This is a genomic window from Haloferax sp. Atlit-48N, from assembly GCF_003383015.2.
GTDB lineage: Archaea > Halobacteriota > Halobacteria > Halobacteriales > Haloferacaceae > Haloferax > Haloferax volcanii.
The window spans coordinates 2,688,265-2,714,591 of the sequence record NZ_CP137689.1 but is presented as its reverse complement, the minus strand read 5'-3'; the positions used below and the strand labels follow the sequence as shown (position 1 = coordinate 2,714,591).

Genomic DNA, 26,327 nt, shown 5'->3' with positions numbered 1-26,327 from the left:
GGGTTCGCGTCACCGCCCCGTACTCATCTTCCGGGCGTGCTGCGGGGGGAGCCGAAGCTCGTCGAGGCCGGGGAGGTGTTCGATGTTGTAGACGACTTGCAGGTCGTCGGTCACCGGGAGGCTGATACACGACAGCCGGACGCCTTGGTCCAGCATCTCCTCGGAGAGGATGTGGTTCGAGGGCATCTTCACCTCGCCTGCGACGACCGCCACCGCGCAGTTCGCACACGCCCCGCCGCGGCAGGCGAACGGCCAACTGTGGCCGGCGTCCTCGGCGGCCTTCAGGAGGTTGGTCCGCGGCTCGACGAACACCTCGCCGTAGGCGTCGCCGTCGAGGCCGCTTTCGGCGGCTTTCTCGAAGAGGTCGTCGTCGGTGAGCGACCAGCCGCGCTCGGTGACCACGTCGTAATCGAGGAACTCGACTCGCGCCCCACGCCGTTCGGGTTCTGGCTCCGAGCCGGCGTCGCCGCCAGCGCCCTCGCCGCCGGTTTCGGCCCCGCTTCCGGCGTGGCCGTTCCGAGCGGCATCGGCGTCGTGCTGTCCATTTCGGGTCGCCTCCTCGTCGGTCGGTCGGCGGCCGTCCGTGTCGACGGGTTCGAGTTCGTCGCCGGGTTCGTAGCCGCCCCGAATCGCCTCGTATGCCGTCCGAACCGCCTGAAATTCCTCCGCCGACCCGCCGTGGTCCGGGTGGGCCGACTTCACCCGCCGACGGTACGCGTCGACGAGTTCGTCCTCGTCTGCGTCCGGGTCGATGCCGAGCGTCTCGAACGGGGAGTCCACATCGGGGCTAGTAGGAACTCGCGAGCATAAATCCACGGCCACCGGCCGTCTCGTCGTGGTTTAGTCCTCGAATCGGCGTGTGACGGGGACGACCGAGCGCGGCCGCGAGCCGCGGCGGTTTTGTAGCGGGCCTCGCTTGCTTCGGGTGTGAGACGCGGGGTTCGGTTCGTCGTCGGCGCGGGACTCGGCATCGGAGCGCTCGCGGCGTACCTCTGGTACGTCGGCCCGGAGGAAGTCGGCTCGCGCGTCGCGGCCGTCGCCCCGTGGGCCGTCGCTGCCGTCTGCGTTCTGATGCTCGCCGAGGCGACCGTCGACGGCCTCGGCGTCTGGGCGTCGGTGCGGCCCCTCCGAGGCGGGCTCTCGGCGCGGGCGAGCGTCCAGTTCGCGTTCGCCGGCGACTTCTTCGACGTGCTCAGCCCCGCCGGGCCGGTGAGTTCGGAGCCTATCATGGCGCAGTTCTTCGGCGTCGCGACCGAGACGAGTTACAGCGAGGCCCTCGGCGTCCGCGGCGTCGCCAAGTACGTCAAATCCGCGGCGCAGCTTTTCCTGTCGGTCGCGCTCGTCGGCGTCCTCTTTCTCGACGCGCCGGCGTCCCGGTTCGTCCTCGTGACGCTCGCTGGCGCGGTCGCCGCGCTGGTGGTCGTCGGCGCGGCGCTCGTCTGGGCGCGGGGCGCGCTGTCGATGGTCGTCGTCGCGGCTCTGACGCCGGTCGTTCGCGTCGTCACGGGCGTCACCCGCCGAACCCCGCTCGGCCGCGACGCCGTCGTCGACGCGGTCGAACGCTTCTGGGAGCGCGTCGTCCAGTTTCGAGACGCGCCGGAACTCCTCGGCGTCATCGCGCTCAGCGGCGTCTTCGAGCAACTGCTCACGTCGCTCGCGCTCTGGGTCGCGCTCGCCGGCACCGGCACGACGGTGGCGCTCATCCCCATCGTCGCCGTCATCCCGCTCCCGCAGGCGGCGAGCGTCGTCCCCGTTCCCGGGAGTCTCGGCGCCTACGACGTGCTCCTCGCGGGCGCGCTCAGCCTCACGACGGGCGCGCCGGCCGCGGGGGCGACCGCGGCGGTGCTCGTCGTGCGGACGTTCGAACTCCTCGTCTCGCTCGGCTGCGGCGGCGTCGCAACCGGGTTCCTCCGCGGCGTCCGGGCCTGAGGCGCACTGACCACCCCCGGCCCCCCGTCGCGGCGGCGTGAGACGAGTGGAGAGGTGAGGAGAGAAAAACGAGTCAGTCGGCGGCGTGTTCGTGGATGGGGACGCTCGCCAGCCCGACCGCGCTCGACGCGGAGGACACCGACAGCGTCGCGTGCCAGCCGCCCTCGGTTGACGTGACGTGCAGGGAGACGGGCCTCCACGACGACGTCCGCCGGTAGAGTTCGAGGACGACCGGGAGCACCGGAAGCCGCCCCTCGCGCGCCGAGAGCGCGTAGCCTTCGAGGGTCAGTTCCGCGGCCCTCGTCGTCGCGTCCGGGCCGGACCGCCACGCAGAACAGGTGTACGATTCGACGAGGTCGAGCCGTTCCATCTCCGCCAGCGTCGCCGCCAGCGTCTTCGTCGCGTCGGGCCGCGACGCGAGGTTCGAGGCGGCGCGCTCCAGCACGTCCGCCTGTTCGGCCGACGCGAGGTGGACGTGGAGCGCGGTCGCCATGCTCTCCAACAGGCGCAGACAGAGGTCGTCCGCGCTGGACATCGTCTCCGCGAGGTCGAAGTACGCGTCCATCACCGCGGTCTCGACCGCCCGGTGGTCGGCGTCCACGAGCGCCTCGAACACCGCCGCCGCGACCCGGTGACAGAACTCGACCCGTTCGGAGCGGTCTCCGTCGGCCGCGCACTCCGTTCGGCCGCCCGCGTCGGTTCCGAGGTCGCAGGGTGGCTCGGGGAGCCCGGGCGTCGCCCCGGCGGTCGCCCAGCCCTCCGCGGTCGCGGTCGCGCCGCCGAAGCCGGAGTGGCTGTTGTGCTCCGAGACGATGAGATCGTAGTACGGGACGTTCGGGTCGTACCGCCGGAGTGCGGAGCGATACTTCCTCGCCGCGCGTGCGGCGGCCTCGGCGGTCTCGCGGTCCTCGAACCGGAGGCCGTCGACCGGAACGGGTCGCTCTCCGGTCCGTCCGCAGACGAGCTCGTACGTCCCGTCGTCGCTCGCGAGCGATTCGATGTGGGTCCGAATCTGGGTGAGTGTCGTGCCGACCATGATGTCTCAGTGCGTTGGTTCGCGGGCCGTCGCCGTCCCGCGGTCCGTTCGTCGCTTGCTCGACACATTGTTTAGGTAGGCCTAAAACGTATTGGTTCGGGCGGTCCGCGGAGCGGCGAGTCGCGTCGCCCGCCGCCGCGTCCGGCTCCGTTCTGCGAACCGTCTCGCCTCCCGCCGGTCCGTTCCCGTGGCGCGGTCTCTGTCGGTGTCTCCCGTTCGACGGCGGTCGTGACGCTCGCTGTCACCCCCGAATTTGGGTCTAATTTGTGCCTCTCTCGGGGGCAACTCTGCGTCGAGTTCGGGGAACCATTATCCGCCGCTCCGAGAGTAGCTTCGATAGATGACGCACTCGACGAACTGCGGGACGAACACGCCCTCGATGGTCGGCCGCGGGACGACCGCGCCGGTCGCACGGACATGACGAACCACGCCACGAGAACGCAGGCGCTCCAGCAGACGACGACAGATGCACGTCACGAACACCGGCGGAGCAAGGCGGGAACGCAGATGAGGCAGCTGCTGTGGTGGCTCGTCGGCGGGACTCGCGGCGGGAGAAACCGCCTCAGAATCATCCGCGCGCTGCACGAGCGTCCGATGAACACGAACCAGCTCTCGAACGAACTCGACCTGAACTACAAGACCGTCCAGCACCACCTGGAGATGCTCACGGAAAACGAGGTTCTCACCACCAGCGGCGAGGAGTACGGTAAGCTGTTCTTTCTGACGCCGGCGATGGACGACAATCTCGACCTCTTGGACGACATCGCAGAGCAGACCGAACTCGGAGACGAAGACGCCTGAACCCGTCTCCCGTCGCAGGCGCCCTCGCAGCGCAAAGTCGGTGAGAGTTGTGCCTCATCTGGTCCCGAATTGGCCGTAAGTTCGGAAACCGAATTTCACCTCACGGCCCGCACCCCGAACTATGAGTTCCGATAGTGCCCCCTCCAAGCGGGACCGACTCGAACAGTACCTCTCGGCGCGCGCCTCGGAGGGCGCGTTCTACTTCAAGAGCAGACACATCACCGACGAGGTCGGACTGTCTTCGAAGGAAATCGGGTCGCTCGTCGAGTTGCTCCAGCGTGAGGCGGAGGGTCTCCACATCTCGCGGTGGGGGTACGCCCGCAGCACCTCGTGGTACGTCGAGCCCGCCGACTGAGTTGCGAGGCGCTTGACTGGCGGCGGCGCAAAAGAATATTGGTGGGATTCCGGCCCGGTGTGGCAGGGCAACCGGGTCCGAGGCGGTGCGGAGGTCCGGGCCGGTAGGGGAGACGGGGAACGCGGCGGCCGACGACCGGCCGAGCGACCGAGGGGGCAGTGCTCGGCGGACGCGGCGCGCCGGCGACGGGGTCCGTCACAGGGCGGGGAGTTCTGTTCCCCGTCTATTGCATGAGCTAACGGTGACATAGCGCTTGTCCGAATTTCGGGACAACACCGACCGAACTCCGGCCGAACTCCGTTCGGATTACACCCAATTCTCGAACGCGGTGTCCCGCGACTCGGTCACGACGCGTCGGGTGCCTCTTCGCCCGGCCGGTAGAACGTCCGGTGGAACATCTTGTACGAGTCGGTGATGGGGACGACGGTGTAGCTGTCGGCAACGTCGCTGTCTTGGAGGAGTTCGCGGACGTAGCTGTTGATGCTGCTCAAAGAAGACTGCCAGACGCGAATCAGCAGGTCGTACTCACCGATACATTCGGCGACCTCGTACACCAGCCCCTCGTCGAGGAGTCGTTCGATGAACGCCGTGATTTCGTCGTTCGTGGCGTGGTTATCGTAGGAGATGTGGACTTCCGCGTAGGGGTAGTTGGCCGCCCGAAAGACCAACAGCGCGAAGATTTCGAGAATGCCGTCTTCTTGGAGCATCTTGCGCCGCCGCCGCGCGGCCGTCCGCGAGAGCCCGACGCGGTCGGCTAGCTCCGTGTCCGAGATTCGCCCGTCTTTGTTTAGCTCGCGGAAGATGAGAACGTCCTTTTTGTCCATCCGGTCTTCGAGAAGCTCGACAACGCGCGGGTCCTCCATCCACTCCTGCGAATCGGGCATTGCTAGTCTCACGGTTATACCGCTTAGCTTCATATATATGAATGTTTCTTCGAAATCTCCGAATTGGATGCAATAGGTGAACGAATCGTTTATTCGATTCGGACCGGCGGACGACTGAAATCGCAGGCCGTCGAGAGAACGCGCGTTTCGGCCCCCAAACACTTTTACTCCGCGTTCACGGAGGGTGACGACATGGTTCGCGGAAAAATCAATCGAACGAACAAGGCTCTCGCGGATTGGGCCGACGTCCTCACTGAAATCGACGAGGTCTCGGCGGGGCTCGAAGAGTCCGGCTGGGAGACGCTCGTCCTTCACCCGGGGGATGTTTCCACGACGGACGCGGCGGCGGCCGCCGATTCCGGATTCCGGCTCCTCGTTCCGGATTCCGAACTCGAAGCGCTCGAATCGACCGTTTCGGGGGCTGATACGGAGTTCGACCAGTTCGAGGTCTACCGCGCCCGCGACACGAACGTTCGCATCTTCGTCGTCGTCGTGAAATCCGAGAAAACGATGGAAGCGGTCCTCTATCCCGTGTTTTACGACGCTGATACTGACTCTTCGTTCGTCGAAACGCTCCGGACCGAATCCGAGATTCGAACGACGGTGAGCGACCTCGGAAACAGTCGCCACTGTTCGTTCCGACACCCCGAACCCGACCTGTTTCTCCCGCAGTAACTGCCCGCGGGGTCGCTGATTCCGCCCCGGTCTCGACCGCGCTCGCCGCGACGTTCTCGCGATTGGCACGCCGAGTCCTGTCCACAAATCTCACAGTTAGCTGTGTATCTCTGTGCTCTATTGAGCGAGAATAGACTGAATCAGTATCTATCGCTTTCTGATATGCCCATTCGTCTATGTACCCGTGTTCTCGGCCCTCTCTACAATTATTACGAATATATAATTAGATGAATCAACTTAATCTATCGACGATATGTTTATTCACTAGGAAAGGTTTATACGAATGGGCTATCCACAACCCTCCATGCCAACCGGCAACATAGAACGCAGAAAACTGCTGAAGCTCATCGGCGCGGGAGCGACGAGCGTCGCCCTCGCTGGCTGTCAGGGGGCACAGCAGACCGAGACGACCGACGGGAGTTCCGGGAGCGACTCGACCGCGACCGAACAGACGAGCGACGGCGGAAGCGGTGGGAGCGGCGGCAACGACTTCCACTTCATCGCCGGGCAGGTGTTCGGGACGCTCGACCCCGCAGAGCAGGTCGACTACACGCAGGGGCTCGCGGCGCAGAACCTCTACGACGAACTCATCACGGTCGACGCCGAGACGCTCCAGCCGACCGCCCACATCGCGGAGAGTTGGGACACCGAAGACGAGGGGCAGACCTGGGTGTTCACGATTCGCGACGACGTGACGTTCTCCGACGGCACGCCGCTGACCGCCGACGACGTGGCGTACTCGCTCACCCGGATGCTGGAACTCCAGCGCGGCTACTCGTCGTTCTGGCTCGACTACCTCGACCCCTCGAACATCACCGTCCGCGACGAACAGACCGTCGCCTTCGAGTTCAATCAGGCGTACGGGCCGGCGCTGGCGACGTTCGTCCAGTTCTACATCGTCAACAGCGCCGTCGTTCAGGAGAACGAGCAGGACGGCGACTACGGGAACGCCTACCTCCAGAGCAACTCCGCCGGGTCGGGCGCGTACGTCCTCGACAACTGGGAGCAGGGCAACTCCATCGAGGCGTCGGCCTACGAGGACTACTGGAAGGGCTGGAGCGAGGACAGCTTCGACACGTTCCGCTCGACGGTCATCACCGAGGAGTCCACCATCAAGACGACGATGCAGCAGGGCGAAGGCGACATGACCGACCAGTACATGGGCACGCAGGCGTACGCCGAGATGGACTCGTACGACAACGTCCGCGTCCCCGAGGTGCCGCAGTTGCAGCTGTTCCACTTCCCGCTGAACTGCCAGAAGGCACCCACCGACGACATCAACGTCCGGAAGGCCATCGCCTACGCCTTCGACTACGACAGCGCCGTCAACGACATCATCGGCGGCGGCGGCGTCGCGGCCGGGCCGGTCCCCCGCGAGATGGCGGGCCACAACGACGACCTCGCCCCGATGGAACAGGACCTCGACAGAGCCAAGGAGTTCCTCGACCGGGCGGACTACTCCGTCGAGGAAATCAACGAAATCGGTCTCGAGCACGTCGTCGTCGCCGGCACCGAACTCCAGCGCCAGATGGGGCTTCTCAACCAGGCCGGGCTGAACGAACTCGGCATCGACCTCGAAATCAACCCGCTTCAGTGGGCCCGCCTCACCGACCGCGCGACGAGCGCCGAGTCGACCGCCCACATGACGAACATCTTCCACACGGCGAAGATGCCGTCGCCGGACAGCCACACCTACCTGATGTACCACCCCTCCTCGTTCGGGTCGTACATCTCCCAGTCGTGGTACTCCACCGACGAAATCGCGGCCACGCTCGAAGAAGCGCGCCAGACCTCCGACCTCCAGACTCGTCTGGAGCGCTACCAGGAGGCGCAGGCGCTCATCGTCGAGGGGATGCCCAGCGTCTACATCGCCAACCCGCCGTACCGCATCGGCATCAACGAGAACGTCGAGGGCTGGCAGTACCGCGGCGTGATGTCGTTCGACTGGGACGTCCACTCGATGACTCGCAGCGGCGAGGGTCGCGCGGAGTAACCGTCTCCAGGCGGTTTCCGACGCCCCGAATCGGGGCGTCGACCTAACTCACCAATGTCATACGTAGATTACCTCGTTCGGCGCGCCATCCACTCGGTCCCCGTCATCTTCGGGTTATCAGTGCTCATCTTCCTGATATCCCGCGTGATTCCGGGCGACCCCGTTCGGCTGGCGCTCGGACCGGAAGCAACGCAACAGCAAGTCGCGGCGCTGCGGGCCGAGATGGGGCTCGACCAGCCCCTGCCGATGCAGTACGTCGACTGGCTCGTCGGCGTCGTGCAGGGCGACTGGGGGATGTCGCTGCGGACGAACAACAACGTCTTTTCCGATATCGTCGCTCGCCTGCCCGCGACGCTCGAACTCACCGTCGTCACGCTGTTTTGCGCCGTCCTGCTGGCGATTCCGTTCGGCGTCGTCGCCGGCACCAACAAGGACCGCTGGCAGGACCACCTCTCGCGCATCACCGCCCTGTTCGGCGTGTCGATGCCGCGGTTCTGGGTCGCTATCGTCCTCCAAATCGTCTTCGTCGTCAGCCTCGGGCTGTTGCCCCTCTCGGGGCGGCTCAGCGACGGCGTGGCTCCCCCGCCGGCGGTCACGGGGCTGTATCTGGTCGACAGCCTCATCGCCGGCCAGTTCGGGACGTTCCTCGACGCGGCCACGCACCTCCTGTTGCCGACGGTCGCGCTCGGCCTCGCCACGCTGGCGCAGGTGATGCGGCTCATCCGCTCGGACATGATCGACGAGCAGCGCAAGGACTACGTCCTCGCCGCGCGGGCCTACGGCCTTCCGAACACCCTCATCGAATACAAGTACATGCTGCAAAACGCCTTTACGAGTTCACTCACGGTGGTCGGCCTCGCGTTCGGGTTCCTCCTCGGGAACGCGTTTCTCGTGGAAATCGTCTTCGCGTGGCCGGGGATGGCGCGCTACGGCGTGCAGGCCATCCTCTATCAGGACTTCAACGCCATCGTCGGCGTCACCATCGTGGTCGGTATCGGCTTCGTGACCGCCAACTTCGTGGTCGACCTGCTGTACGGCTACCTCGACCCGCGGGTGCGGCTGGAGGAGGGATAGCCGTGTCCACGAAGACCTCCATCCCGTTTCTCGACACCGAGAGCGCCGCCCGAAAAGAGCGGCTTCGACAGCTCAAACGCGGCTTTCGGACCTTCGCGGGCAACAAGCTCTCGCTCGTCGGCCTGGCGATGATTCTGACGCTCGTCGCCGCGGCGCTCCTCGCGCCGTACATCGCGCCGTTCCCCGAACACGCCGGCGCGGGCGTCTACTTCGACCAGGCGAGCGAGCCGCCGAGCGCGACGCATCTGATGGGCACCGACACGACCGGTCGCGACATCTTCAGCCGCGTCCTGTTCGGCGCGCGTCTGTCGCTCCTGATGAGCGGCATCGTCCTCTCTATCGCCATCTCCATCGGCGTGACGCTCGGCCTCATCGCGGGCTACCTCGGCGGGACGACGAACACCGTCATCATGCGGGTGACGGACATCTTCCTCGCCATCCCGCCCACGCTCCTCGCCATGGCGGTGGTCGCCGCGACCGGCGCGTCGCTGTTCAACGTCATGGTCGCCATCGCCTTCTCGTGGTGGTCGTGGTACGCCCGCCTCGTGCAGGGCGAGGTGCTCTCGATAAAGGAAGACGAGTTCATCGAGTCGAGCCGGGCGCTCGGGTCGGGGTGGATGCGGACGACGTTCAGGGAGATTCTCCCGAACGTCGTCAGCCCCATCACGGTCAAGGCGACCCTCGACATGGGCTTCGTCATCCTCGTCGGCGCGGGCCTGTCGTTCCTCGGCCTCGGCGCGCAGCCGCCGACGCCGACGTGGGGCGCGATGATTGCACAGGGTCGCAACTACGTCACGAGCTTCTGGTGGATTGCCGTGTTCCCCGGGCTGGCGATTTCCTTCGCCGTCCTCGGGTTCAACTTCATCGGCGACGGCCTGCGCGACGTGCTCGACGTGGAGGTGGACTGAGATGGCGGACCCCATCTTGGAGGTGAAGAACCTCCACGTCCACTTCGAGACCCACGACGGGACGGCCGAAGTGATAAACGGCATCGATTTCACCATCGACCGCGGCGAGACCGCGGCGCTCGTCGGCGAGACGGGCTGCGGCAAGAGCGTCACCGTGAAATCTATCATGGGCCTGCTCCCCGCGGCGACCATCCCCGAGGGCGAGATTCGCTACAAGGGCGAGGACGTGCTCTCGCTCTCCGACGCCGAGCGCCACTCGCGGCGCGGCAAGGAGATGAGCATGATCATGCAGGACCCGATGACGAGTCTCAACCCCGTCCTGACGGTCGGCGAGCAGATGATGGACGTGCTGAAGTGGCAGGGGCGACCGCGCCTGTCGCTGTCGAAGCTCGTCCGCGACGCGCTGTCGACCGGCTCGAAGGCCGAACACAGAAAGCGGGCCATCGAGATGCTCGGCGAGGTCGAAATCTCGGCCCCCGAGCGCGTCTTCGAGAGCTACCCGGTCGAACTCTCCGGCGGGATGCGCCAGCGCGTCCTCATCGCCATCGCGCTCCTGTCGGAGCCGGACCTGCTCATCGCCGACGAACCGGGCACCGCCCTCGACGTGACGACCGAGGCGAAGGTGCTCGACCTCCTCGACGAACTCGTCGAGGAGCGCGACACGAGCGTCCTCTACATCACCCACGACCTCGGCGTCGCCCGCGAGGTCAGCGACCGCATCAACGTGATGTACGCGGGCGAAATCGTCGAGCAAGCGCCGACCGCCGACCTGTTCGCGAACCCGCAGCACCCCTACACCCGCGGGCTGTTGGAGAGCATCCCGACGCTCTCGACCGGCATCGGAGACGGCATCGAAGGGCACCTGCCCGACTACACGGACCCGCCGGCCGGCTGTCGGTTCGCTGACCGCTGTCCCCACGCGGAACCGGCCTGCCACGAGGCGTACCCGTACCCGCGACAGACCGGCTCCGACCACGCGACCGCGTGTCACCTGTTCGACGGGCTCCCGGCCCGCGAGCGTCACGAGTCGCTCGCCGCAGAACGGGTCGATATCGGCACCGCGCCGTGGTTGTCCGCTGGTGGCGACGCCCCGAGCGGCGACGCGCCCGGCGATATCTCCGCCGACGGAGGGACGGACCAATGAACGACTCAGCGTACACGACCGACCCGACCGCAGGGGTACAGCGCGACCGCGACCTCGACGACCCGATGGTCACGGTCGAGAACCTCAAGAAACACTTCCCGCTGTTCGAGGGCATCCTCCAGAAGAAGGCGGGCGAGGTCCGCGCCGTCGACGGCGTGAGCTTCTCCATCGCGGAGGGCGAGACGTTCGGCCTCGTCGGCGAGTCGGGGTCCGGCAAGACGACCACCGGCCGGTCGATGCTCCGCCTGACGGAGCCGACGAGCGGGCGGGTCGAAATCGACGGCCAGAACGTCGTCGACCTCTCCGACGGCGAGCTCAAGCGGTTCCGTCGGAACATGCAAATCGTCCACCAAGACCCGTCGTCGAGCCTCAACCCTCGCCACCGCGTCAAGTCGATTATCGAGGCACCCCTGAAGATTCACGACTACGGCGACTCCGAGGCGCGGCTCGAACGGGTCGAGGAACTCCTGGACATGGTGGACCTCCCCCGGGAGTTCATGTACCGCTACCCCGGCCAGCTCTCGGGCGGGCAGAAACAGCGCGTCGGCATCGCCCGCGCCGTGGCGCTCAACCCGAAGTTCGTCGTCCTCGACGAACCGACGAGCGCGCTCGACGTGAGCGTGCAGGCCCGCATCATCAACATCCTCGAAGAGATACAGGAGGAGTTCGGCATCACCTACCTGTTCATCACCCACGACCTCTCGCTCCTGAAGAACGTCGCCGACCGAATCGGCGTCATGTATCTCGGACGGCTCGTGGAGGTCGGCGACGTGGATTCGGTGTTCGGGTCGCCGCAACACCCGTACAGCCGGGCGCTCCTCTCCGCCATCTCGACCATCAGCGAGGAGGACGAACTGGCGAAACCCGACCGAATCACGCTCGACGGCGAGGTGCCGGACCCGCGGGAGAAGCCAAGCGGCTGTGCGTTCCGGTCGCGCTGCGCCCACGAGTTCGACGCCTGCGCGGTCGAGGAGCCCGAACTGTACGAGCGCGGGGCGGACCAGGTCGCGCGGTGTTTCCTCCACGACGACCGGTTCGAGGAGGGCGCGGAGTGGGAATGACCGCAGAGCGCACGGACCGCCTCGCCGCCCTCCGGCGGGCGCGGCAGAACCGCCCGTGGACCGACGACCTGCTCCGGTCGTGCGCGTCCGACCCGGCGGCGTTCAAAGCCGCCCAGCCGGCGTGTTCGGCCTGCGACCGCCCGTGCCGCGACGACGAGGTCTGCGCCACGGCGGTGGCCAAATCCGACGGGCTGTTCGAATCGATGGGCCGCGACCAGACGTATCACCTGCTCGCGGCGGGCATGAAGCGACTCCGGGCGCGGGGGACCGCGGCGCTTCGCGACGCCGACAGACAGCGGCCGAACGCCTTTCTCAGCGTGACGGCCGCCGACGGAGACTCCCCCGAGGCACCCCAATGACGACAGACGACACGCAGACGGACGGCGCGCAGCCCGCGCCGACAGACGACGCACAGAGCCCGCAGTCGGACGACACACGTCCCGCGCAGACAGACGGCGAGCGGGCGATAACGACCGACTGGGTCGAAGATATCGCGGTCGGCGGCGCGGTCCTCGGCGGCGGGGGCGGCGGCTCGCTTTCGAAAGGTATCGAGTTCGGTGAACTCGCCGTCGAGTACGGCCGGCCGACTATCGTCTCGGTCGCGGACCTCGACCCGACGGACGTGGTGTTGACCGTCAGCGGCGTGGGCGCGCCCGCCGCGACCGAGAGCCACGTCGACCCCGCGGACTACGTGCGCGCGGTCGAACTGTTGGTGGACAGACTCGCGGCCGACGGGACGACCGTCGGCGCGCTGATGACGAACGAGATGGGCGGGTTCGCCACCGTCAACGGCCTGCTCCAGTCGGCCGTCACGGGCCTCCCGCTCGTCGACGCCGCCTGCAACGGGCGGGCGCACCCGACCGGGCCGATGGGCTCTATCGGGCTGTCGCAGGACGCCGAGTCGGTGCAGGCGGCGGTCGGCGGCGTGCCGGGCACCGCCAGCCGACTGGAGACGGTCGTCGAAGCGGAACTCGGCACGGCGGCGTCGCTCGTGCGACACGCGGCCGAAGACGCCGGCGGCCTCGTCGCCGTCGCCCGCAACCCGGTCTCGGCAAGCTACGCCGAGGCCAACGCGGCGCTCGACACCTACGACCAGGCCGAGGCGGTCGGTCGCGCGGTCAGGTTCGCGGACGACGGCCGCGACGCCGCGGAACGCGTCGCCGACGTGCTCGGCGGCGAAGTTTCGCTCGTCGGTCCCGTCGAGTCGTTCGCGCTCGAAACGACCGGCGGCTTCGACGTGGGCGAGGTCGAAATCGAGGGGAGCGAACTCACCTTCTGGAACGAGTACATGACGCTCGACCTCGACGGCGAGCGCCTCGCGACGTTCCCGGACCTCATCACGACGCTCGACGCCGAGACGGGGATGCCCGTCTCGACGGCGGAACTCGCGGAGGGGCGGTCCGTGGCGGTCGTCGTCGCGCCCGCGGTGAACCTCTCTCTGGGCGCGGGGATGGCCGACCCGGCGCTCTTCGACCCGGTGGAACAGGCGGTCGGAAAAGCGGTCAAATCACACGTATTCAACTAACGACACTCATGTTCGACAAGATTCAGCAAGCCTACGACATCCTCAGCCGTCCCGACGCGGACGGCGAACTGGTACGCGACGCGCTCGAAACGTACGGCCTCGACACCGAGGTGACGACCATCTCGACCGACGAGGGGTCGACCGACTTCGTCAAGACGGTCGTCCCCGGCCGCGACCCGGACGCGCCGACCCTCGGCGTCGTCGGTCGCCTCGGCGGGGTCGCCGCGCGGCCGGCCGAACTCGGCCCGGTCTCCGACGCCGACGGGGCAATCGTCGCCCTCGCGGTCGCGCTCCACCTCGGCGAGATGCGCGAGCGCGGCGACATGCTCGCCGGCGACGTTCGCATCGCCACGCACGTCTGTCCCGACGCGCCGACCTCCCCGCACGACCCGGTGCCCTTCATGGGCAGTCCGGTCGATACGCGTACTATGAACGAACACGAGGTGGACGAGGAGATGGACGCGGTCGTCTCCGTCGACGCCACGAAAGGCAACCGCGTCCACTGCGAGCGCGGCTTCGCCATCACGCCCACGGTCAAGGAGGGCTGGGTGCTGAAGGTGAGCGACAGCCTCCTCGACATCCAAGAGCGGGCGACCGGCCGCCCGCCGAGCACGCTCACGCTCACGATGCAGGACATCACCCCCTACGGCAACGACGTCCACCACATCAACAGCATCCTCCAGCCGGCGACGGCGACCGACGCGCCCGTCGTGGGCGTGGCGACGACGAGCGTCTCGCCCGTCCCCGGCTGCGGGACCGGCGCGAACTACCTCACCGACCTGCTCGACGCGACCGGGTTCGTCGTCGAGACGGCCAAGGACTTCACCCGCGGCCGCGCGTCGTTCTACGACGAGGCCGAGTACGACCGCCTCACGTCGCTGTACGGTTCGATGGGTCGCCTCCAGACGTTGGGCGAGGGCGTCTGAGATGTCGACGCTCGGACTCGTGACCATCGGGCAGGCCCCCCGGACCGACGTGACGCCCGACATCGCGGCGGCGCTCCCGCCCGAGGTGGACATCGTCGAGGTCGGCGCGCTCGACCGGTTCGACTCGGCCGCCGAGGTCGAGGCCGCGGTCGGCCCGCGCGAGGGACAGCCGGTGTACGTCTCGCGGCTGGCCGACGGCACGGCCGTCACCGTCGACCGCGAGTCGGTCGTCGAACTCCTCGGAGCGCGCATCCGCGACCTCGAATCCGAGGTGACGGCCATCGGCGTCCTCTGTACGGGTCACTTCCCGTCGTTCGACGTCAGCGTCCCCGTCTTCGAGCCGAGCGACCTGCTTTCGGCGTGGGTCTCGGCCATCCTCGACGGGGGGACCCTCGGCGTCATCATGCCCAAGGAGGAACAGGAGGCCATGACGTTCGAGAAGTGGGCCGACTACGACCTCGTCACCGCCGCGGGCTCGCCGTACGCCGACGACGACGAGGTGTCGGCCGCGGCGGCCGACATCGGCACCGACGCCGACCTCATCGTGATGGACTGCATGGGCTACACGCCCGAGATGAAAGCGACCGTCCGCGAGCTAACGGGTACGGGCGTCCTGCTCGGGCGGTCGGTGCTGGCGAAGACCGCCGAGGAGGTGCTCTGAATGGCCGACTATCGCGAGGTGGCGACGCGGCTCCTCACCGAGAACATGAACGCCGCCCCCGGTGAGACGCTCCTCGTCGTGACCGATACCGATACGAACCACATCGGCCGGGCGCTGTTCGAGGCGGGGGTCGACCTCGGCTTGGACTCCGGACTGTTCGAGATTCCGCCGATGGAGCGAAACGGGATGGAACCGCCGGAATCGGTCGCCCGCGCCATGGAATCGGCCGATGTCGTGGTCTGTCCGACCAGCGCGTCGCTGACCCACACGCGAGCGCGAGAGGCCGCGACCGAGGCCGGCGCTCGCGTCGCCACGATGCCCGGCATCACGGACCAGATGTTCAGCGCGGGCGCGATTACGGCCGACTACGAGGAGGTCGAACGCCTGACGGCGGCGCTCACGGAGAAGCTCACCGCGGCCGACGAGGCCCGCATCGAGGCCGGCGGCGCGTCGGCGACGATGTCGCTTTCGGGCCGCGACGGCATCCCGAGCGACGGCATCATCGCCGACCCCGGCGACTCCGGCAACCTCCCGTCCGGCGAGAGCTACGTCGCGCCGGTCGAGGGGACGGCCACCGGCACGCTCGTCTTCGACGGCGGCCTCGCGGGCGTCGGCGTCCTCGACGACCCGCTGACGGTCGAACTCGACGCGGGGCACATCACGTCCGTCGAGGGCGCGGCCGCCGACGAGTTCCTCGACGCGACGAGCGGCGACGACTGCGCCCGACGGGTGTGCGAACTCGGCCTCGGGACGAACCCCGCGGCGAGCATCATCGGGACCGTCCTCGAAGACGAGAAGGTGTACGGCACCTGCCACGTCGCCTTCGGGGACAACCTCGGCTTCGGCGGGACCATCGACTGCGACTCGCACCTCGACGGCGTCATCCTCGAACCGACGGTCTCGCTCGACGGCGACGTCGTCGTCGCCGACGGCGAGGTGCGCGTGTGAGCGACCGCACGCCTTCGCCCTCGGTCGGTGACCGCGCGGGCACGGACCGCTCGGAGCAAGCAGACCACCCGGGCCACCCGGACCACCCGGACCGCACGGACCGCCCCGCACTCGCCGCGGCGGCCGCCGAGGTTCCGGACCTCGCCCCGTGGTTGGCGCGCCGCGCCACGGTCCGCCAGTTCGACGCCGACGCCGAGATTCCCGACGACGAGGTTCGCGCGATGGTCGACGCCGGACGGAAGGCCCCGACCAGCGGGACGACCCAGATGTACAGCTTCGTCTGGATACGCGACCCCGACCGCCGCGAGCGGATTCACGAGCTGTGTAGCCGCGGCACCGTGCAGGTCGAGGAGGCGAGCCACTTCCTCCTCGTCTGTATCGACGTCCGCCGGATTCGACTGCTGTTGAAGCACCGCGACCGCGAGTTCCGCATGACGCCCGCGATGGGGCTGTTGGAGGGGTCGATAGACGCTTCGCTGGCCGCGATGGGCGTCATGCTGGCCGCCGAGAGCCGCGGCTACGGCGTCTGCCCTATCGGTAACATCCTGAACAATCTCACCGAGGTCGCCGCGACGGCCGACCTTCCGTCGGGCGTCCTGCCGATTTTCGGGCTCTGTCTCGGCGTCCCGCGTCACGGCGAGGCGACCGAGAACGCCCCGCGGGTCCCGCTCGACACGGTGCTCCACGAAGGCGGCTACCGCGACCCCACCGAGGCGCAACTCGACGCCTGCTACGACGCGATGAACGAGATGTACGGCGACAGCGTCTACGGCGACGACCGCCGCGAGTGGCAGGAGACGCTCGAACGCTACTGGGGGCCGAACGGCTTCATGAATCGCCGCGAGGGCGAACTGCTCGCCGCGCTCCGCCAGCAGGGCTTCTTCGCGGCCCGCGGCATCGACGAGCCGGCGGACGCGGACTCGGACTCGGACTCGCCAGACCCGGACCCGGACGCCGAGCGGAACGGCGGGGGTACCAACTGATGGTCGAACTCGGCGTCCTCCGCGTGCTCACGCTGGACGACCCGGAGGAGGTCGCCCGCCACGGGCGACTCGTCGAGCGGCACTACCCGCACGTCTCGACGCTGTCGCGGTGCATCCCCGACCACCCCGACGGGATTCCGAACGCGGCCGCCGAGGTCGACGCGCTCCCGTACATCGAGGCGCTCGGTCGCGAGATGGCGACCGAAGTCGATGCGCTCTGTATCAGTTGCGCGCTCGACCCCGGCGTGGAGGCGCTCGGCGAAGCGCTCGACATCCCGGTCGTCGGCGCGGGCGCGAGCGTGGCGGCCGTCGCGTCCGCCCGCGGCGAGCGCGTCGGGACGCTCGGTCTCGAAAACGGGGCCGGGTCGGCAATCCGTGACCTGCTCGGCGACCGACTCGCGGCCGAGACGGTCGTGGAGGGCGCGGCGACGACGAACTTCCTCACGACCGACGACGGGCGAGCGGCGATTCGCGCGGCGGTCGACCGCCTCGTCGACGCCGGCTGTGACGTCGTCGCGCCGAGTTGTACCGGCATCTCCTCGTCGGGCGCGATTCCCGACGCGCGGGCCGACGCTCCGATACCTATCGTCGACCCTGTCGTGGCGATGGGCGCGGTGGCGACGACCGCCGTCGCGCCGCCGCGTCCACCACGGCAGTAGGTTGCCGGACCACCCCGATGGCATTCCGCGCCGCTCGCGCCGCGCTCGGGGTCACACGCGCGAGCTACCCATTTCGTCGTGCTCGGTTGCGGGCCGACATCCTCGACCAGTCAACAGACAAACAACACTCGACGGGTCGCTCATCGACGGTCCACAACCAGTCACTATTTCGATACAATCGCGAATACGTCCCCGTCAAGAGCTCCCCGACTGAGAATTATTCATAAAGTAAAAAGATTGCTTTGGCTATAACCAAGAGTTAATTCAAAATCAGTCAATTTTATCACTCAAAAGCGGTAACCGTTGGTGTATGAGTGGCTCTGACCATAACTGGTGGCCAAACCAGTTAGACCTCGAAATCCTCGACCAGAACGCACAACAGACCGACCCGATGGGCGAGGAGTTCGACTACGCCGAGGAGTTCCAGCAGCTCGACTACGAGCAGGTGAAAGCCGACCTCGAAGAGCTGATGACCGACTCGCAGGACTGGTGGCCGGCGGACTACGGCCACTACGGTCCCCTCTTTATCCGGATGGCGTGGCACAGCGCCGGGACGTACCGCGCCCACGACGGCCGCGGCGGCGCGTCCGGCGGACACCAGCGTCTCCCGCCGATTAGCAGTTGGCCGGACAACGTGAACCTCGACAAGGCGCGCCGACTCCTCTGGCCCGTCAAGAAGAAGTACGGGAATCAGCTCTCGTGGGGCGACCTCATCGTCCTCGCCGGCAACGTGGCCCTCGAATCGATGGGCTTCGAGACGTTCGGCTTCGCGGGCGGCCGCGCCGACGACTACGTCGGCGACAAGGCCCCCAGCTGGGGTCCCGAAGACGAGTGGGAGACGACCTCCCCCGACCGCTTCGACGAGGACGGTAATCTCAAAGAGCCGCTCGGCAACACCGTCATGGGCCTCATCTACGTCAACCCCGAAGGTCCCAACGGCGAACCCGACCTCGAAGGCTCCGCGAAGAACATCCGCGAGACGTTCAGCGGCATGGCGATGAACGACAAGGAGACCGTCGCGCTCATCGCCGGCGGCCACACCTTCGGGAAGGTTCACGGCGCGGACTCCGGCGACAACCTCGAAGCAGAGCCCGAGGCGGCTCCCATCGAGGAACAGGGTCTCGGCTGGAAGAACAACCACGGCTCCGGAAAGGGCCCCGACACCATCACCAGCGGCATCGAGGGCCCGTGGACCAGCGCGCCGACCCAGTGGGACATGGGCTACGTCGCCAACCTCCTCGACTACGAGTGGGAGGCGCACAAGGGCCCCGGCGGTGCGTGGCAGTGGCGGCCGGCCGACGAGTCGCCGGCGGACAAGATTCCGGACGCGGCTCCGGACGCGCACCTCCCCGACCAGTTCGTCGACCCGATGATGCTCACCACCGACATCGCGCTGAAGAAGGACCCCGACTTCCGCGCGGTGCTCGAGGAGTTCCGAGAGGACCCCGAGGAGTTCCAAGAGTCGTTCGCCAAGGCGTGGTACAAACTCCTCCACCGCGACATGGGCCCGCCGTCCCGGCTCTACGGTCCCGAGGTCCCGGACGAAGCGATGCTGTGGCAGGACCCCATCCCGGACGCCGACTACGACCTCATCGACGACGAGGACGTCGCGGAGCTCAAAGCCGAGCTTCTCGACTCGGATCTTTCTGTCTCCCAGCTCGTCAAGACGGCGTGGGCCTCGGCGTCCACCTACCGGGACAGCGACAAGCGCGGCGGCGCGAACGGCGCGCGCATCCGCCTCGAACCCCAGCGTAGCTGGGAAGTCAACGAGCCCGACCAGCTCGACGACGTGCTCGGCACCCTCGAAGAGATTCAGGAGTCGTTCAACGGCGCGCGGTCCGACGACACCCGCGTCTCGCTCGCGGACCTCATCGTGCTGGGCGGCGCTGCGGCCATCGAGGAGGCGGCGGCCGACGCCGGCTACGACGTCGAAGTGCCGTTCGAGCCCGGACGGACCGACGCGTCGCAGGAACAGACCGACGTCGAGTCCTTCGAGATGCTCAAGCCCGACGCCGACGGCTTCCGCAACTACATCGCGGACGACGTCGACGAGCGCCCCGAGGACCTGCTCGTCGACAAGGCGGACCTGCTCGACCTCTCGGCGCACGAGATGACCGTCCTCGTCGGCGGCATGCGAGCGCTGGGCGCGAACTACCAGGACTCCGACCTCGGCGTCCTCACCGACGAGCCCGAGACGCTCACGAACGACTTCTTCGAGAACCTGCTCGACATGGACTACGAGTGGGAGCCGGTCTCAGACGACCAGTACCTGTACGAAGTGCGCGACCGCGAGACGGGCGATGTCGAGTGGGAGGCCACCCGCTTCGACCTCGTCTTCGGCTCGAACTCCCGGCTTCGCGCCATCGCGGAAGTGTACGGCGGCGACGACGGCGAAGAAGAGTTCGTCGAGGACTTCGTCGCGACGTGGCACAAGATTATGAGCCACGACCGCTTCGACCTCGAATAACCGCGCTCCCCGCCGCGTTCGGTCGCGGTTGCGGCGCGCAAAGTCGGTCACCGCCGCGGCGTCTGCGGTCGCGGTCACCGACGCCGGCTGACGGCTGACTTTTCCGCTCGCTTTTTTCGCTCTCACTCGTTCCCCGAGCGACTGCCGGCAAGTCAGTCGTCGGCCGGAACCTCGCAGTCGAACGTTTCGAGCCGTGCTTGCAGGCTGCCGGTCTGGCCTCTGAGGTCGTCGAGTTGTTCCCGAACCCCCGAAATCGTCGCCGCTCTGGACTCGGCTTGGCTCGCCAGCGCGTCGCTCTGTTCCGCGATATCCCGCGAGCGGTCGGCGACGCCGATAATCGCGTCGACCACCTCCTCGGTCGTGCGCGCGCCGTCGTCGGTCGCCGTGGCGACCTCGTCGACCGACATATCGACGCTTTCGACGATGTCCGAGACCGCCGCGAACGCTTCTGCGGCGTCGGTCGTCGTCGACCGTCCCGTTTCGAGCTGCGCCTTCGTCCGTTTCATCTCCGCCTGCACGCGCGCCACGTCTTCGATTGTCTCGGTTATCGTCCGCTCGATGGCCGCCGAGTGGTCTTGGGTCTCGTCGGCGAGGGACTTCACTTCCTCTGCGACGACCGCGAACCCCTCGCTTCCGTCCGAGGCGCGGGCGGCCTCGATGTTGGCGTTGAGCGCGAGCGTGTTCGTCTGTTCGGCGATCGACTCGATGAGGTCGGTGCTCTTCGAGACGTCGTCCATCCGGTCGTCGAGCGACTCGACCAGCGACGCGAGTTCGTCGACGCTCTGTTCGACGTTCTCGATGGCCTCGATGGCCGTCGTCGCAGTCCCCGTCCCCGCCTCGGCGGCCTCCGCCGCGTCGCTCGCCTCGCCGGAGACTTGGTCGGCGTTCGCGGCGATTTCCTCGATTGTCGCCGACAGACTGCTCAGTTCGTCCGTCGTGGATTCGAGGTCGTGAGCCTGCTCGCGCACGTCCGTGGCGAACGCCCCCACGTCGGCCGCGAGCTGTCGTTGCGTCCGTTCGAGCGTTTCGGCGTCGTCGTGGACCGACTGCGTCGTTCGCTCGACGGTCGCCGCGAACGCTCGGAGATCGACGATAGTCGACGAGAGGTCGCGCTTCATCGCCGTGAACGCGTCGCTGATGGCTTCGATGGCCTCGATACCCGACCCTTCGGGCGGGTTCGCGGTGAAATCCCCCTCCGAGACGGCGTCCATGGCCGCGGCGAGTTCGTCGGCCTGCACCATCAACTGCTCGTTCAGGCGCTCGACTTCGGCTTTCGCCTCCTCGCTGTCTTCGAGGCTCTGCATCTTCTGTCTGGTCTCCTCGCGGGAGCGCTCGACAGAGAACCAGTTCGTGACTAACGCCGACGCGAGCATGAGGATGAACACCGCGTGGACGAGCCCCCAGCCCATCGGGTTCGCGATTGCGTCGGGGTGGTTGTACACCGCTTCCGGGTGGTCCATGCCGAAGACGCCGTGCTGGATGGCGACGTACAGGATGCCGACGACGAACGGGAGCCAGTCCTCATAGACCGCGAGGACGGCCACGATGACGAAAAAGTGGAAGTGCGCCTCGATGTAGCCGCCCGAGAAGTAGACGAGCAGAGCCGAACACGTCAGCAACCCGATTGATGCGAAGCCGCTCCGCATCCGGCGCGGGAGCCACGGGAGCCACGCGAACAGTGCCAACCCCGCGACCGCTCCGACGCCGAGCAAGACGTGTTCGGCGGGCGCGGCGGTGAGCGTCGCACCCGTGACGTACGGCTCCGACCCGGTGAAGTTCCCGAGAAAGTACAAAAGCGGCGCGTGCGCCACGAGGAAGACGAGGATGTTTCGGTGACGCGCCCGCCACGACTCGCTCGGAATCGAGTCCCCCTGCGGGACGTATCTCACTGCGTCTCGGAGCCGCTGTCGCCACCGCCCCACACCGCGTCGACGGTTCTGCGTGTCCGCTGTCGGCGTTCCCATACCCCTCCCCTTCGACTTCGGGGTGAAATGAATTGCCGCTCGTTTATCAACGTTGATTCTGCTCCCGGGAGATTTCCCCTCCAAAACCGATATATCGTGGTGTTTTGTAGAATTTCGACAGCCAGTTATTTAATTTTCAACACGTTCTCGTGTGGTCGACGGAACCTGTCGTTTGATGGCTATCGGCGGGGGTAGCGTGCAGTGAGCATCCGACCGAAGTTGGGTGGTTCGGTACACGGTGAACCCTCTCGTTCACACGAAACGGCACAAAACGGACCCGACGGAATGTTATTGGTATATACCGACAGCATACCACATTCTGGAGACATTCTACTGCCGAACCTCCCGAAGAACACGACGACGAACCTCCATCCGCTCACGGTGCGTGCGCTTGTCGTAGTGCTTGTCGAGCACGTCCACAGACACGTTCATCCGCTCGCTCACGATCTCGACCGGGACGCCGTCGTTCAGCGACTCGGTGATCGCACCGCGCCGAATGTCGTGCGGCGAGACCGTCGAAGGACAGCGAGACGCCTTATCGCGCCTAGCAGCAGGTCTGCAGTCGTCCGGGTCCACTTCCGCGTGCGGACACGTCCCCCACTCGCACGGGCGCGTCACGGCATAGATAGTCGTTCTGTACGCACCCTTCGAGAGCCGACCCTGTGACGACGAGATAAGCGGCTCGCGTCCGTACTCGTCGGTCACGTCGTAGTGGTTCTTCAGGAGGTAATCGTCGATGACCGCGGCCACGGGTGGGCTGAGAGATACGTCGCGCTCCCCGTTCTCCTCGTTCTTCAGCGGCGTTCCCTCCTCGGGACGGTGTCGGAGTTTCAGACACGGTTCTTCGGGGTCATAGTCCTCCACGTCGAGCGAGTAGATCGAGCCGGTGCGTATCCCGGTGTGCCACAGGATGAGCATGATAACGTGGTCCCGAGAGGCGTAGTTGAACGTGTCCAGCCCGTTCAGGATATCCTTCGCGCGGTCGCCGCGGAGCACGCGGTCGCGCACGTCGTCCTGCGGTTTCAGGTTCGGAAGCGGCACCTTCTCGCGAAGTCCCTCTTCGACGGCGTCGATATCGGCCCACGGATCGAGGGCCACCCGGAGTGTTGTGAGGTAGTTGTCCAGCGTGACCGGCTTGATTGCGCCCTTCTTGTAGCTGTAGTACTTGTACAGCGTCCGGCCGGTCACGTCGTTCAGATTGTCGATATCGTGCTCCTCGCAGAAATCGAGGAACGGGTTCAGCCGGTAGCCGTGGTTCATGAGCGTCGTTTCGGACACGTCGCCCTCGCGGAGATCGAGGTACATCTCCACGCCTTCCTCGGGAGAGAGTGGTTGCAGATCGTCGCTCATGCGTCGGCCTCCAGCTCGAGGTCGTCGTCGCAGTTACTCTGGAGTACGACTTCCTCGCGAGAAAGTCGCTCGCCGCTCACCTTATCCCGGAGTTGATGGAACCGGCCGTCAACGTCCTTGGTGGACGCGCACCGCTGGCACCAGAAGTGGTTCTGCGCCGCTTCCCACGTACGGTGTCCTCGAGGACACGTGAACTGCCAGCGGTCCGTCCGGTTCTCATCGCAAATGACCTGCGTAGTCGTCATCACACTTTGGCGGCCACCCGCTTTGTAATAATACGCTTGCTCGTACGCAGGCTGAAAGTGAAAGTGAACGAATTGGCCGGACGTACCCCCGAAATCGGGCGTTTCTGCGAGTGAAACTAAACGGTTCTTCGGCGGCTGTGCGTGCGCTCGTGCACGGGGTTCAAGGCCCCACAGAGTTGAGTCGAACATGGCTTTCGTGGTATGTGCACGGAAGCCCGCGCGGACCTGCTGTCTCTAGCAGCGAGGTCCGCTTCTGCGAAACCTATCGGAGAGCGATAGGTCTGCGAAGGTGCTTCCGTTATATTGGATCACGGAGTCGTGTGGTATAGTTCTTTCTCACTACATAGTGAGGTTAAAGTCACTATGTTGTGATTGAAATATGATAAGTAGAGCTACTGTATAGAGGTAGTGACTGTGACTAATTCGAGGCGTAGACCCGGTGACTGGATGCAGTTACCGATTGACGATCGGATTTTGGAAGTTCTTGGTTCATCTGAATTGATTCTCTCACCGACGATTATTGCAGAGAACATCGATAAAAGTAGAGAAGAAGTAAACCGTAGACTAAGTAAACTCTCACAGCACGGTTTCATAGTTCGTGTTCGAAGGGGCCGTTATCAGATCTCAGCAAAGGGGCGAGATTACCTAAGTGGCGATCTTGATGCGGGAAAGACAAGTGAAAATAGAGAAGATGAGTGAAGATACAGAAAGCCGAATCTTCTTTGTTGAAGAAAATAAAAGAGAAATTCTCAATAAGCAAATTGAACGCTACCAGCACAATGAGGTTCTCGCAGAGAAATTCATACGAGGTTTCGGAATAACAGCTGGCTTATCTGCATTGTCCGCAGTATTGTCGGTTGCAAAGGAACCCAGCCTAATTGACACGTTTCTTACTCTTGCAAGGGATGTTCCAGAGAATGCTCAACTATCAGATGACATTATTATATTAACAAAATCGGTGAATATCGCAGTTGGAACGGTCGCTCTATTTGTTTCTCTTGGGTTATTTTTCGTATGCATCTCGTATTTTTGGAAGGTTCTTCGCCTTGATGTTCCAGACCTTCTAATTGGTAAAGAGCCTCTTGATGCAAATGAGTTCCGCGTTCAAAAAAGTGACACAGAGGCAGGATACAAGAAACAGATCTCTGCTCTCTCTCACCTTCTATCTGAACAGACTGAACACTTCGATAACGCGTTTTCCGCAACAGAATCTGCTATTTCATTCTTGGTGTTTGGAATCTTATTAATCGCGTTTTCTCTTGCTAGTGACCCGCGATTAGTGGGTATGTTTGACTTTTTTGGGCTGATTATACTGATCACGACTTCCACCGCCTATGTAACAGGTAGGTTGGTGAGGGCAATGAAAGTCATTCTCTCAGCACGAGATACAGACTCAGACCTCACAGAAAAGGCGATTGAGTACATCAAAGAACTTCTGAGCCGACTGTTCTCCGGCATCTTTCCTCTTAAGGTAATCCTCGGTGTATTAGGTGTGTATTCCGTCCTTTTTGTCTCTCTCGTAGGCCATACTTGGTGGGTTGAGTCATTCAAAACGGTGGCAGCAACTATCCTCGATAGTATTAGTCCAACAATCTCAGCAATATTACTTCAGAACGTGTATCTTTCCACCATTGGTATCTCAATAGCGTTTGCTGTGGTCATCCTACTTACAGAAGAATTCCAACAACGTAGAGATACACCTGAGGGCAATATTGAATAGAGTGTTCTTTCCCTTTCACAAAAGATTCCAACCCGGGCAAACAAAGAGAAAATCTTTCCAAACCATACTGTTTGTATAACCAATATGAATTTATGCTGGGATGATCATTAGGACAATATGTCCTCAGATGTTCGCCAGTTTATTTATCTTGATTCTCAAGCGGTCAACAGCCTTCTTGCATCAATGTCGATGGCAGTACCTGAACGGATCCGGGAGGTTGTAGAAGAAACTGAAAAAGAAGGTGATGAAGTGAGTGGTGAAGCGAAACTCAATCTCCCCTCGTTCATCACGTTTGGTGGTGGCGGAAAGACAACACAAAGTGAACGTTCCCGTGATCTTTCCGAGATTGAGAGGTATATTACCAGTCAATATCGTTATGATATTCTTGAGAGAGCCTTACAGGAGAGCGACACGACGGAGGTCTATGATTTAGACAATACTGAGGACTTCTCTGAGCTAAAACCAGGCGATGTGGTCAAAATATCTGGGTTCTGTACGACAGACCCTCTTTATCCATTACTTGGTGCGTTGGAGCATATCACCGAAGCAACGAGTGAAGCACCGAGTGGAAGTGGATTAGTAGCGCAGTTGATTCAGAGCCAATCTGACTTTGGCCAAGTACAGCAATTCTACCAACTTTTGTACGGCGGATGGGTCGGATTAGAACTGACACCGAACAATAATGGTCATAACTTTGGACTTGCGATCAATGAGGATCTCACAACGGTGGACTGCTATCGTGAGTTTCGGGGGTTAAATGAATACACCGTGCTCGCCAGAGTACAGGATCAAATTCAAGAAGGCGAAAAGTGGGACTTAGTTGAAGCCCTACGAGTCATTGCTGGAATTAGTCCAGATGTAGAGGCAGACCAATTCAGAGCAGAGATCATTGGTAGACTTCTGAGAGCGATTGACGAACAAGACAACGATGGTTTCGAACTACCCGAATTAGACCCGAGTGAAATGTTCGTAGAAGGTCCAGCAACGATTCTGAATCCAATCGCACTTTACTGGTAGAA

26 protein-coding genes are annotated in these 26,327 nt (G+C 64.6%); 20 read left to right on the top strand and 6 right to left on the bottom strand.

The features are described from left to right. Window positions 1-9 precede the first annotated feature (9 nt). On the bottom strand, window positions 10-780 hold the full coding sequence (gene fer / locus DEQ67_RS14415) for a ferredoxin Fer (protein WP_004063102.1): 771 nt from the start codon (window positions 778-780) through the stop codon (window positions 10-12). A gap of 147 nt (window positions 781-927) precedes the next feature. Here fer and DEQ67_RS14410 point away from each other — a divergent pair, with 147 nt between their 5' ends. Beyond that, window positions 928-1,929 carry a lysylphosphatidylglycerol synthase domain-containing protein gene (locus DEQ67_RS14410; protein ID WP_115803991.1) on the top strand — a complete coding sequence of 334 codons (1,002 nt, stop codon included), beginning with the start codon at window positions 928-930 and terminating at the stop codon, window positions 1,927-1,929. Between the two features lie 73 nt (window positions 1,930-2,002). Here the strand turns inward: DEQ67_RS14410 and DEQ67_RS14405 are convergent, their stop codons facing one another. Further along, window positions 2,003-2,965 carry a DUF7551 domain-containing protein gene (locus DEQ67_RS14405; RefSeq protein ID WP_144858773.1) on the bottom strand — a complete coding sequence of 321 codons (963 nt, stop codon included), beginning with the start codon at window positions 2,963-2,965 and terminating at the stop codon, window positions 2,003-2,005. Between the two features lie 507 nt (window positions 2,966-3,472). Here DEQ67_RS14405 and DEQ67_RS14400 point away from each other — a divergent pair. Beyond that, window positions 3,473-3,766: an ArsR/SmtB family transcription factor gene (locus tag DEQ67_RS14400; RefSeq protein WP_013035243.1), complete on the top strand. Its 294-nt coding sequence runs from the start codon at window positions 3,473-3,475 to the stop codon at window positions 3,764-3,766. A 121-nt stretch (window positions 3,767-3,887) separates the two neighbouring features. Beyond that, entirely contained in the window at window positions 3,888-4,121 is a 234-nt protein-coding gene (locus DEQ67_RS14395) for a DUF7123 family protein (protein ID WP_004063098.1), read from the top strand. 344 nt (window positions 4,122-4,465) lie between these two features. Here DEQ67_RS14395 and DEQ67_RS14390 read toward each other — a convergent pair whose 3' ends face one another. Beyond that, window positions 4,466-5,005 carry an Lrp/AsnC family transcriptional regulator gene (locus tag DEQ67_RS14390; RefSeq protein ID WP_008577827.1) on the bottom strand — a complete coding sequence of 180 codons (540 nt, stop codon included), beginning with the start codon at window positions 5,003-5,005 and terminating at the stop codon, window positions 4,466-4,468. A 192-nt stretch (window positions 5,006-5,197) separates the two neighbouring features. Between DEQ67_RS14390 and DEQ67_RS14385 the strand changes: the two genes are divergently transcribed. The 14 genes from DEQ67_RS14385 to katG all read left to right on the top strand — a co-directional run bounded on the left by DEQ67_RS14385 (window position 5,198) and on the right by katG (window position 20,029). Next, complete coding sequence (locus DEQ67_RS14385) at window positions 5,198-5,680, top strand: DUF7529 family protein (protein WP_049916532.1); 483 nt, start codon at window positions 5,198-5,200, stop codon at window positions 5,678-5,680. Between the two features lie 304 nt (window positions 5,681-5,984). Beyond that, window positions 5,985-7,673 carry an ABC transporter substrate-binding protein gene (locus tag DEQ67_RS14380; protein ID WP_115803994.1) on the top strand — a complete coding sequence of 563 codons (1,689 nt, stop codon included), beginning with the start codon at window positions 5,985-5,987 and terminating at the stop codon, window positions 7,671-7,673. 54 nt (window positions 7,674-7,727) lie between these two features. Beyond that, window positions 7,728-8,747 (top strand): ABC transporter permease, encoded by a 1,020-nt coding sequence (locus tag DEQ67_RS14375; RefSeq protein WP_004063094.1) that lies wholly within the window; start codon window positions 7,728-7,730, stop codon window positions 8,745-8,747. A gap of 2 nt (window positions 8,748-8,749) precedes the next feature. Next, window positions 8,750-9,655 carry an ABC transporter permease gene (locus DEQ67_RS14370; protein WP_115803995.1) on the top strand — a complete coding sequence of 302 codons (906 nt, stop codon included), beginning with the start codon at window positions 8,750-8,752 and terminating at the stop codon, window positions 9,653-9,655. 1 nt (window position 9,656) lies between these two features. Continuing rightward, complete coding sequence (locus DEQ67_RS14365; RefSeq protein ID WP_115861292.1) at window positions 9,657-10,799, top strand: ABC transporter ATP-binding protein; 1,143 nt, start codon at window positions 9,657-9,659, stop codon at window positions 10,797-10,799. Further along, entirely contained in the window at window positions 10,796-11,860 is a 1,065-nt protein-coding gene (locus DEQ67_RS14360) for an ABC transporter ATP-binding protein (RefSeq protein WP_004063091.1), read from the top strand. The genes DEQ67_RS14365 and DEQ67_RS14360 overlap by 4 nt, the downstream gene beginning before the upstream one ends. After that, on the top strand, window positions 11,857-12,219 hold the full coding sequence (locus DEQ67_RS14355) for a hypothetical protein (RefSeq protein ID WP_424020153.1): 363 nt from the start codon (window positions 11,857-11,859) through the stop codon (window positions 12,217-12,219). Before DEQ67_RS14360 ends, DEQ67_RS14355 begins: the two co-directional genes overlap by 4 nt. Continuing rightward, window positions 12,216-13,385: a DUF917 domain-containing protein gene (locus DEQ67_RS14350; RefSeq protein WP_424020152.1), complete on the top strand. Its 1,170-nt coding sequence runs from the start codon at window positions 12,216-12,218 to the stop codon at window positions 13,383-13,385. The genes DEQ67_RS14355 and DEQ67_RS14350 overlap by 4 nt, the downstream gene beginning before the upstream one ends. An 8-nt stretch (window positions 13,386-13,393) precedes the next feature. Then, entirely contained in the window at window positions 13,394-14,311 is a 918-nt protein-coding gene (locus tag DEQ67_RS14345) for a DUF1177 domain-containing protein (RefSeq protein WP_115861289.1), read from the top strand. Between the two features lies 1 nt (window position 14,312). Beyond that, window positions 14,313-14,972 carry an AroM family protein gene (locus DEQ67_RS14340; RefSeq protein ID WP_008607954.1) on the top strand — a complete coding sequence of 220 codons (660 nt, stop codon included), beginning with the start codon at window positions 14,313-14,315 and terminating at the stop codon, window positions 14,970-14,972. Further along, a complete protein-coding gene (locus tag DEQ67_RS14335; RefSeq protein WP_004041656.1) occupies window positions 14,973-15,920 on the top strand; it encodes an aminopeptidase in 948 nt (315 codons plus the stop codon). Then, on the top strand, window positions 15,917-16,903 hold the full coding sequence (locus tag DEQ67_RS14330) for a nitroreductase family protein (RefSeq protein WP_115861287.1): 987 nt from the start codon (window positions 15,917-15,919) through the stop codon (window positions 16,901-16,903). The genes DEQ67_RS14335 and DEQ67_RS14330 overlap by 4 nt, the downstream gene beginning before the upstream one ends. Then, the gene (locus tag DEQ67_RS14325; protein ID WP_424020151.1) at window positions 16,903-17,562 is read left to right on the top strand and encodes an aspartate/glutamate racemase family protein; all 660 of its coding nucleotides are present in this window, start codon (window positions 16,903-16,905) and stop codon (window positions 17,560-17,562) included. Before DEQ67_RS14330 ends, DEQ67_RS14325 begins: the two co-directional genes overlap by 1 nt. A gap of 310 nt (window positions 17,563-17,872) precedes the next feature. Continuing rightward, the gene (gene katG / locus DEQ67_RS14320) at window positions 17,873-20,029 is read left to right on the top strand and encodes a catalase/peroxidase HPI (protein ID WP_115861283.1); all 2,157 of its coding nucleotides are present in this window, start codon (window positions 17,873-17,875) and stop codon (window positions 20,027-20,029) included. A gap of 152 nt (window positions 20,030-20,181) precedes the next feature. Here the strand turns inward: katG and DEQ67_RS14315 are convergent, their stop codons facing one another. The 3 genes from DEQ67_RS14315 to DEQ67_RS14305 form a co-directional block, all read right to left on the bottom strand. Continuing rightward, window positions 20,182-21,918: a methyl-accepting chemotaxis protein gene (locus DEQ67_RS14315; RefSeq protein WP_115804002.1), complete on the bottom strand. Its 1,737-nt coding sequence runs from the start codon at window positions 21,916-21,918 to the stop codon at window positions 20,182-20,184. Between the two features lie 405 nt (window positions 21,919-22,323). Next, a complete protein-coding gene (locus tag DEQ67_RS14310) occupies window positions 22,324-23,343 on the bottom strand; it encodes a tyrosine-type recombinase/integrase (RefSeq protein WP_115861281.1) in 1,020 nt (339 codons plus the stop codon). Further along, the gene (locus DEQ67_RS14305; protein WP_006601067.1) at window positions 23,340-23,588 is read right to left on the bottom strand and encodes a hypothetical protein; all 249 of its coding nucleotides are present in this window, start codon (window positions 23,586-23,588) and stop codon (window positions 23,340-23,342) included. Before DEQ67_RS14305 ends, DEQ67_RS14310 begins: the two co-directional genes overlap by 4 nt. Before the next feature lie 447 nt (window positions 23,589-24,035). Here DEQ67_RS14305 and DEQ67_RS14300 point away from each other — a divergent pair, with 447 nt between their 5' ends. From DEQ67_RS14300 to DEQ67_RS14290, 3 genes are all read left to right on the top strand, one after another. Further along, window positions 24,036-24,287 (top strand): winged-helix domain-containing protein, encoded by a 252-nt coding sequence (locus DEQ67_RS14300; RefSeq protein ID WP_081606166.1) that lies wholly within the window; start codon window positions 24,036-24,038, stop codon window positions 24,285-24,287. Further along, entirely contained in the window at window positions 24,280-25,308 is a 1,029-nt protein-coding gene (locus tag DEQ67_RS14295; protein ID WP_152419052.1) for a hypothetical protein, read from the top strand. The genes DEQ67_RS14300 and DEQ67_RS14295 overlap by 8 nt, the downstream gene beginning before the upstream one ends. 117 nt (window positions 25,309-25,425) lie before the next feature. After that, complete coding sequence (locus DEQ67_RS14290; RefSeq protein WP_081606167.1) at window positions 25,426-26,325, top strand: DUF6414 family protein; 900 nt, start codon at window positions 25,426-25,428, stop codon at window positions 26,323-26,325. Window positions 26,326-26,327: the final 2 nt, after the last annotated feature.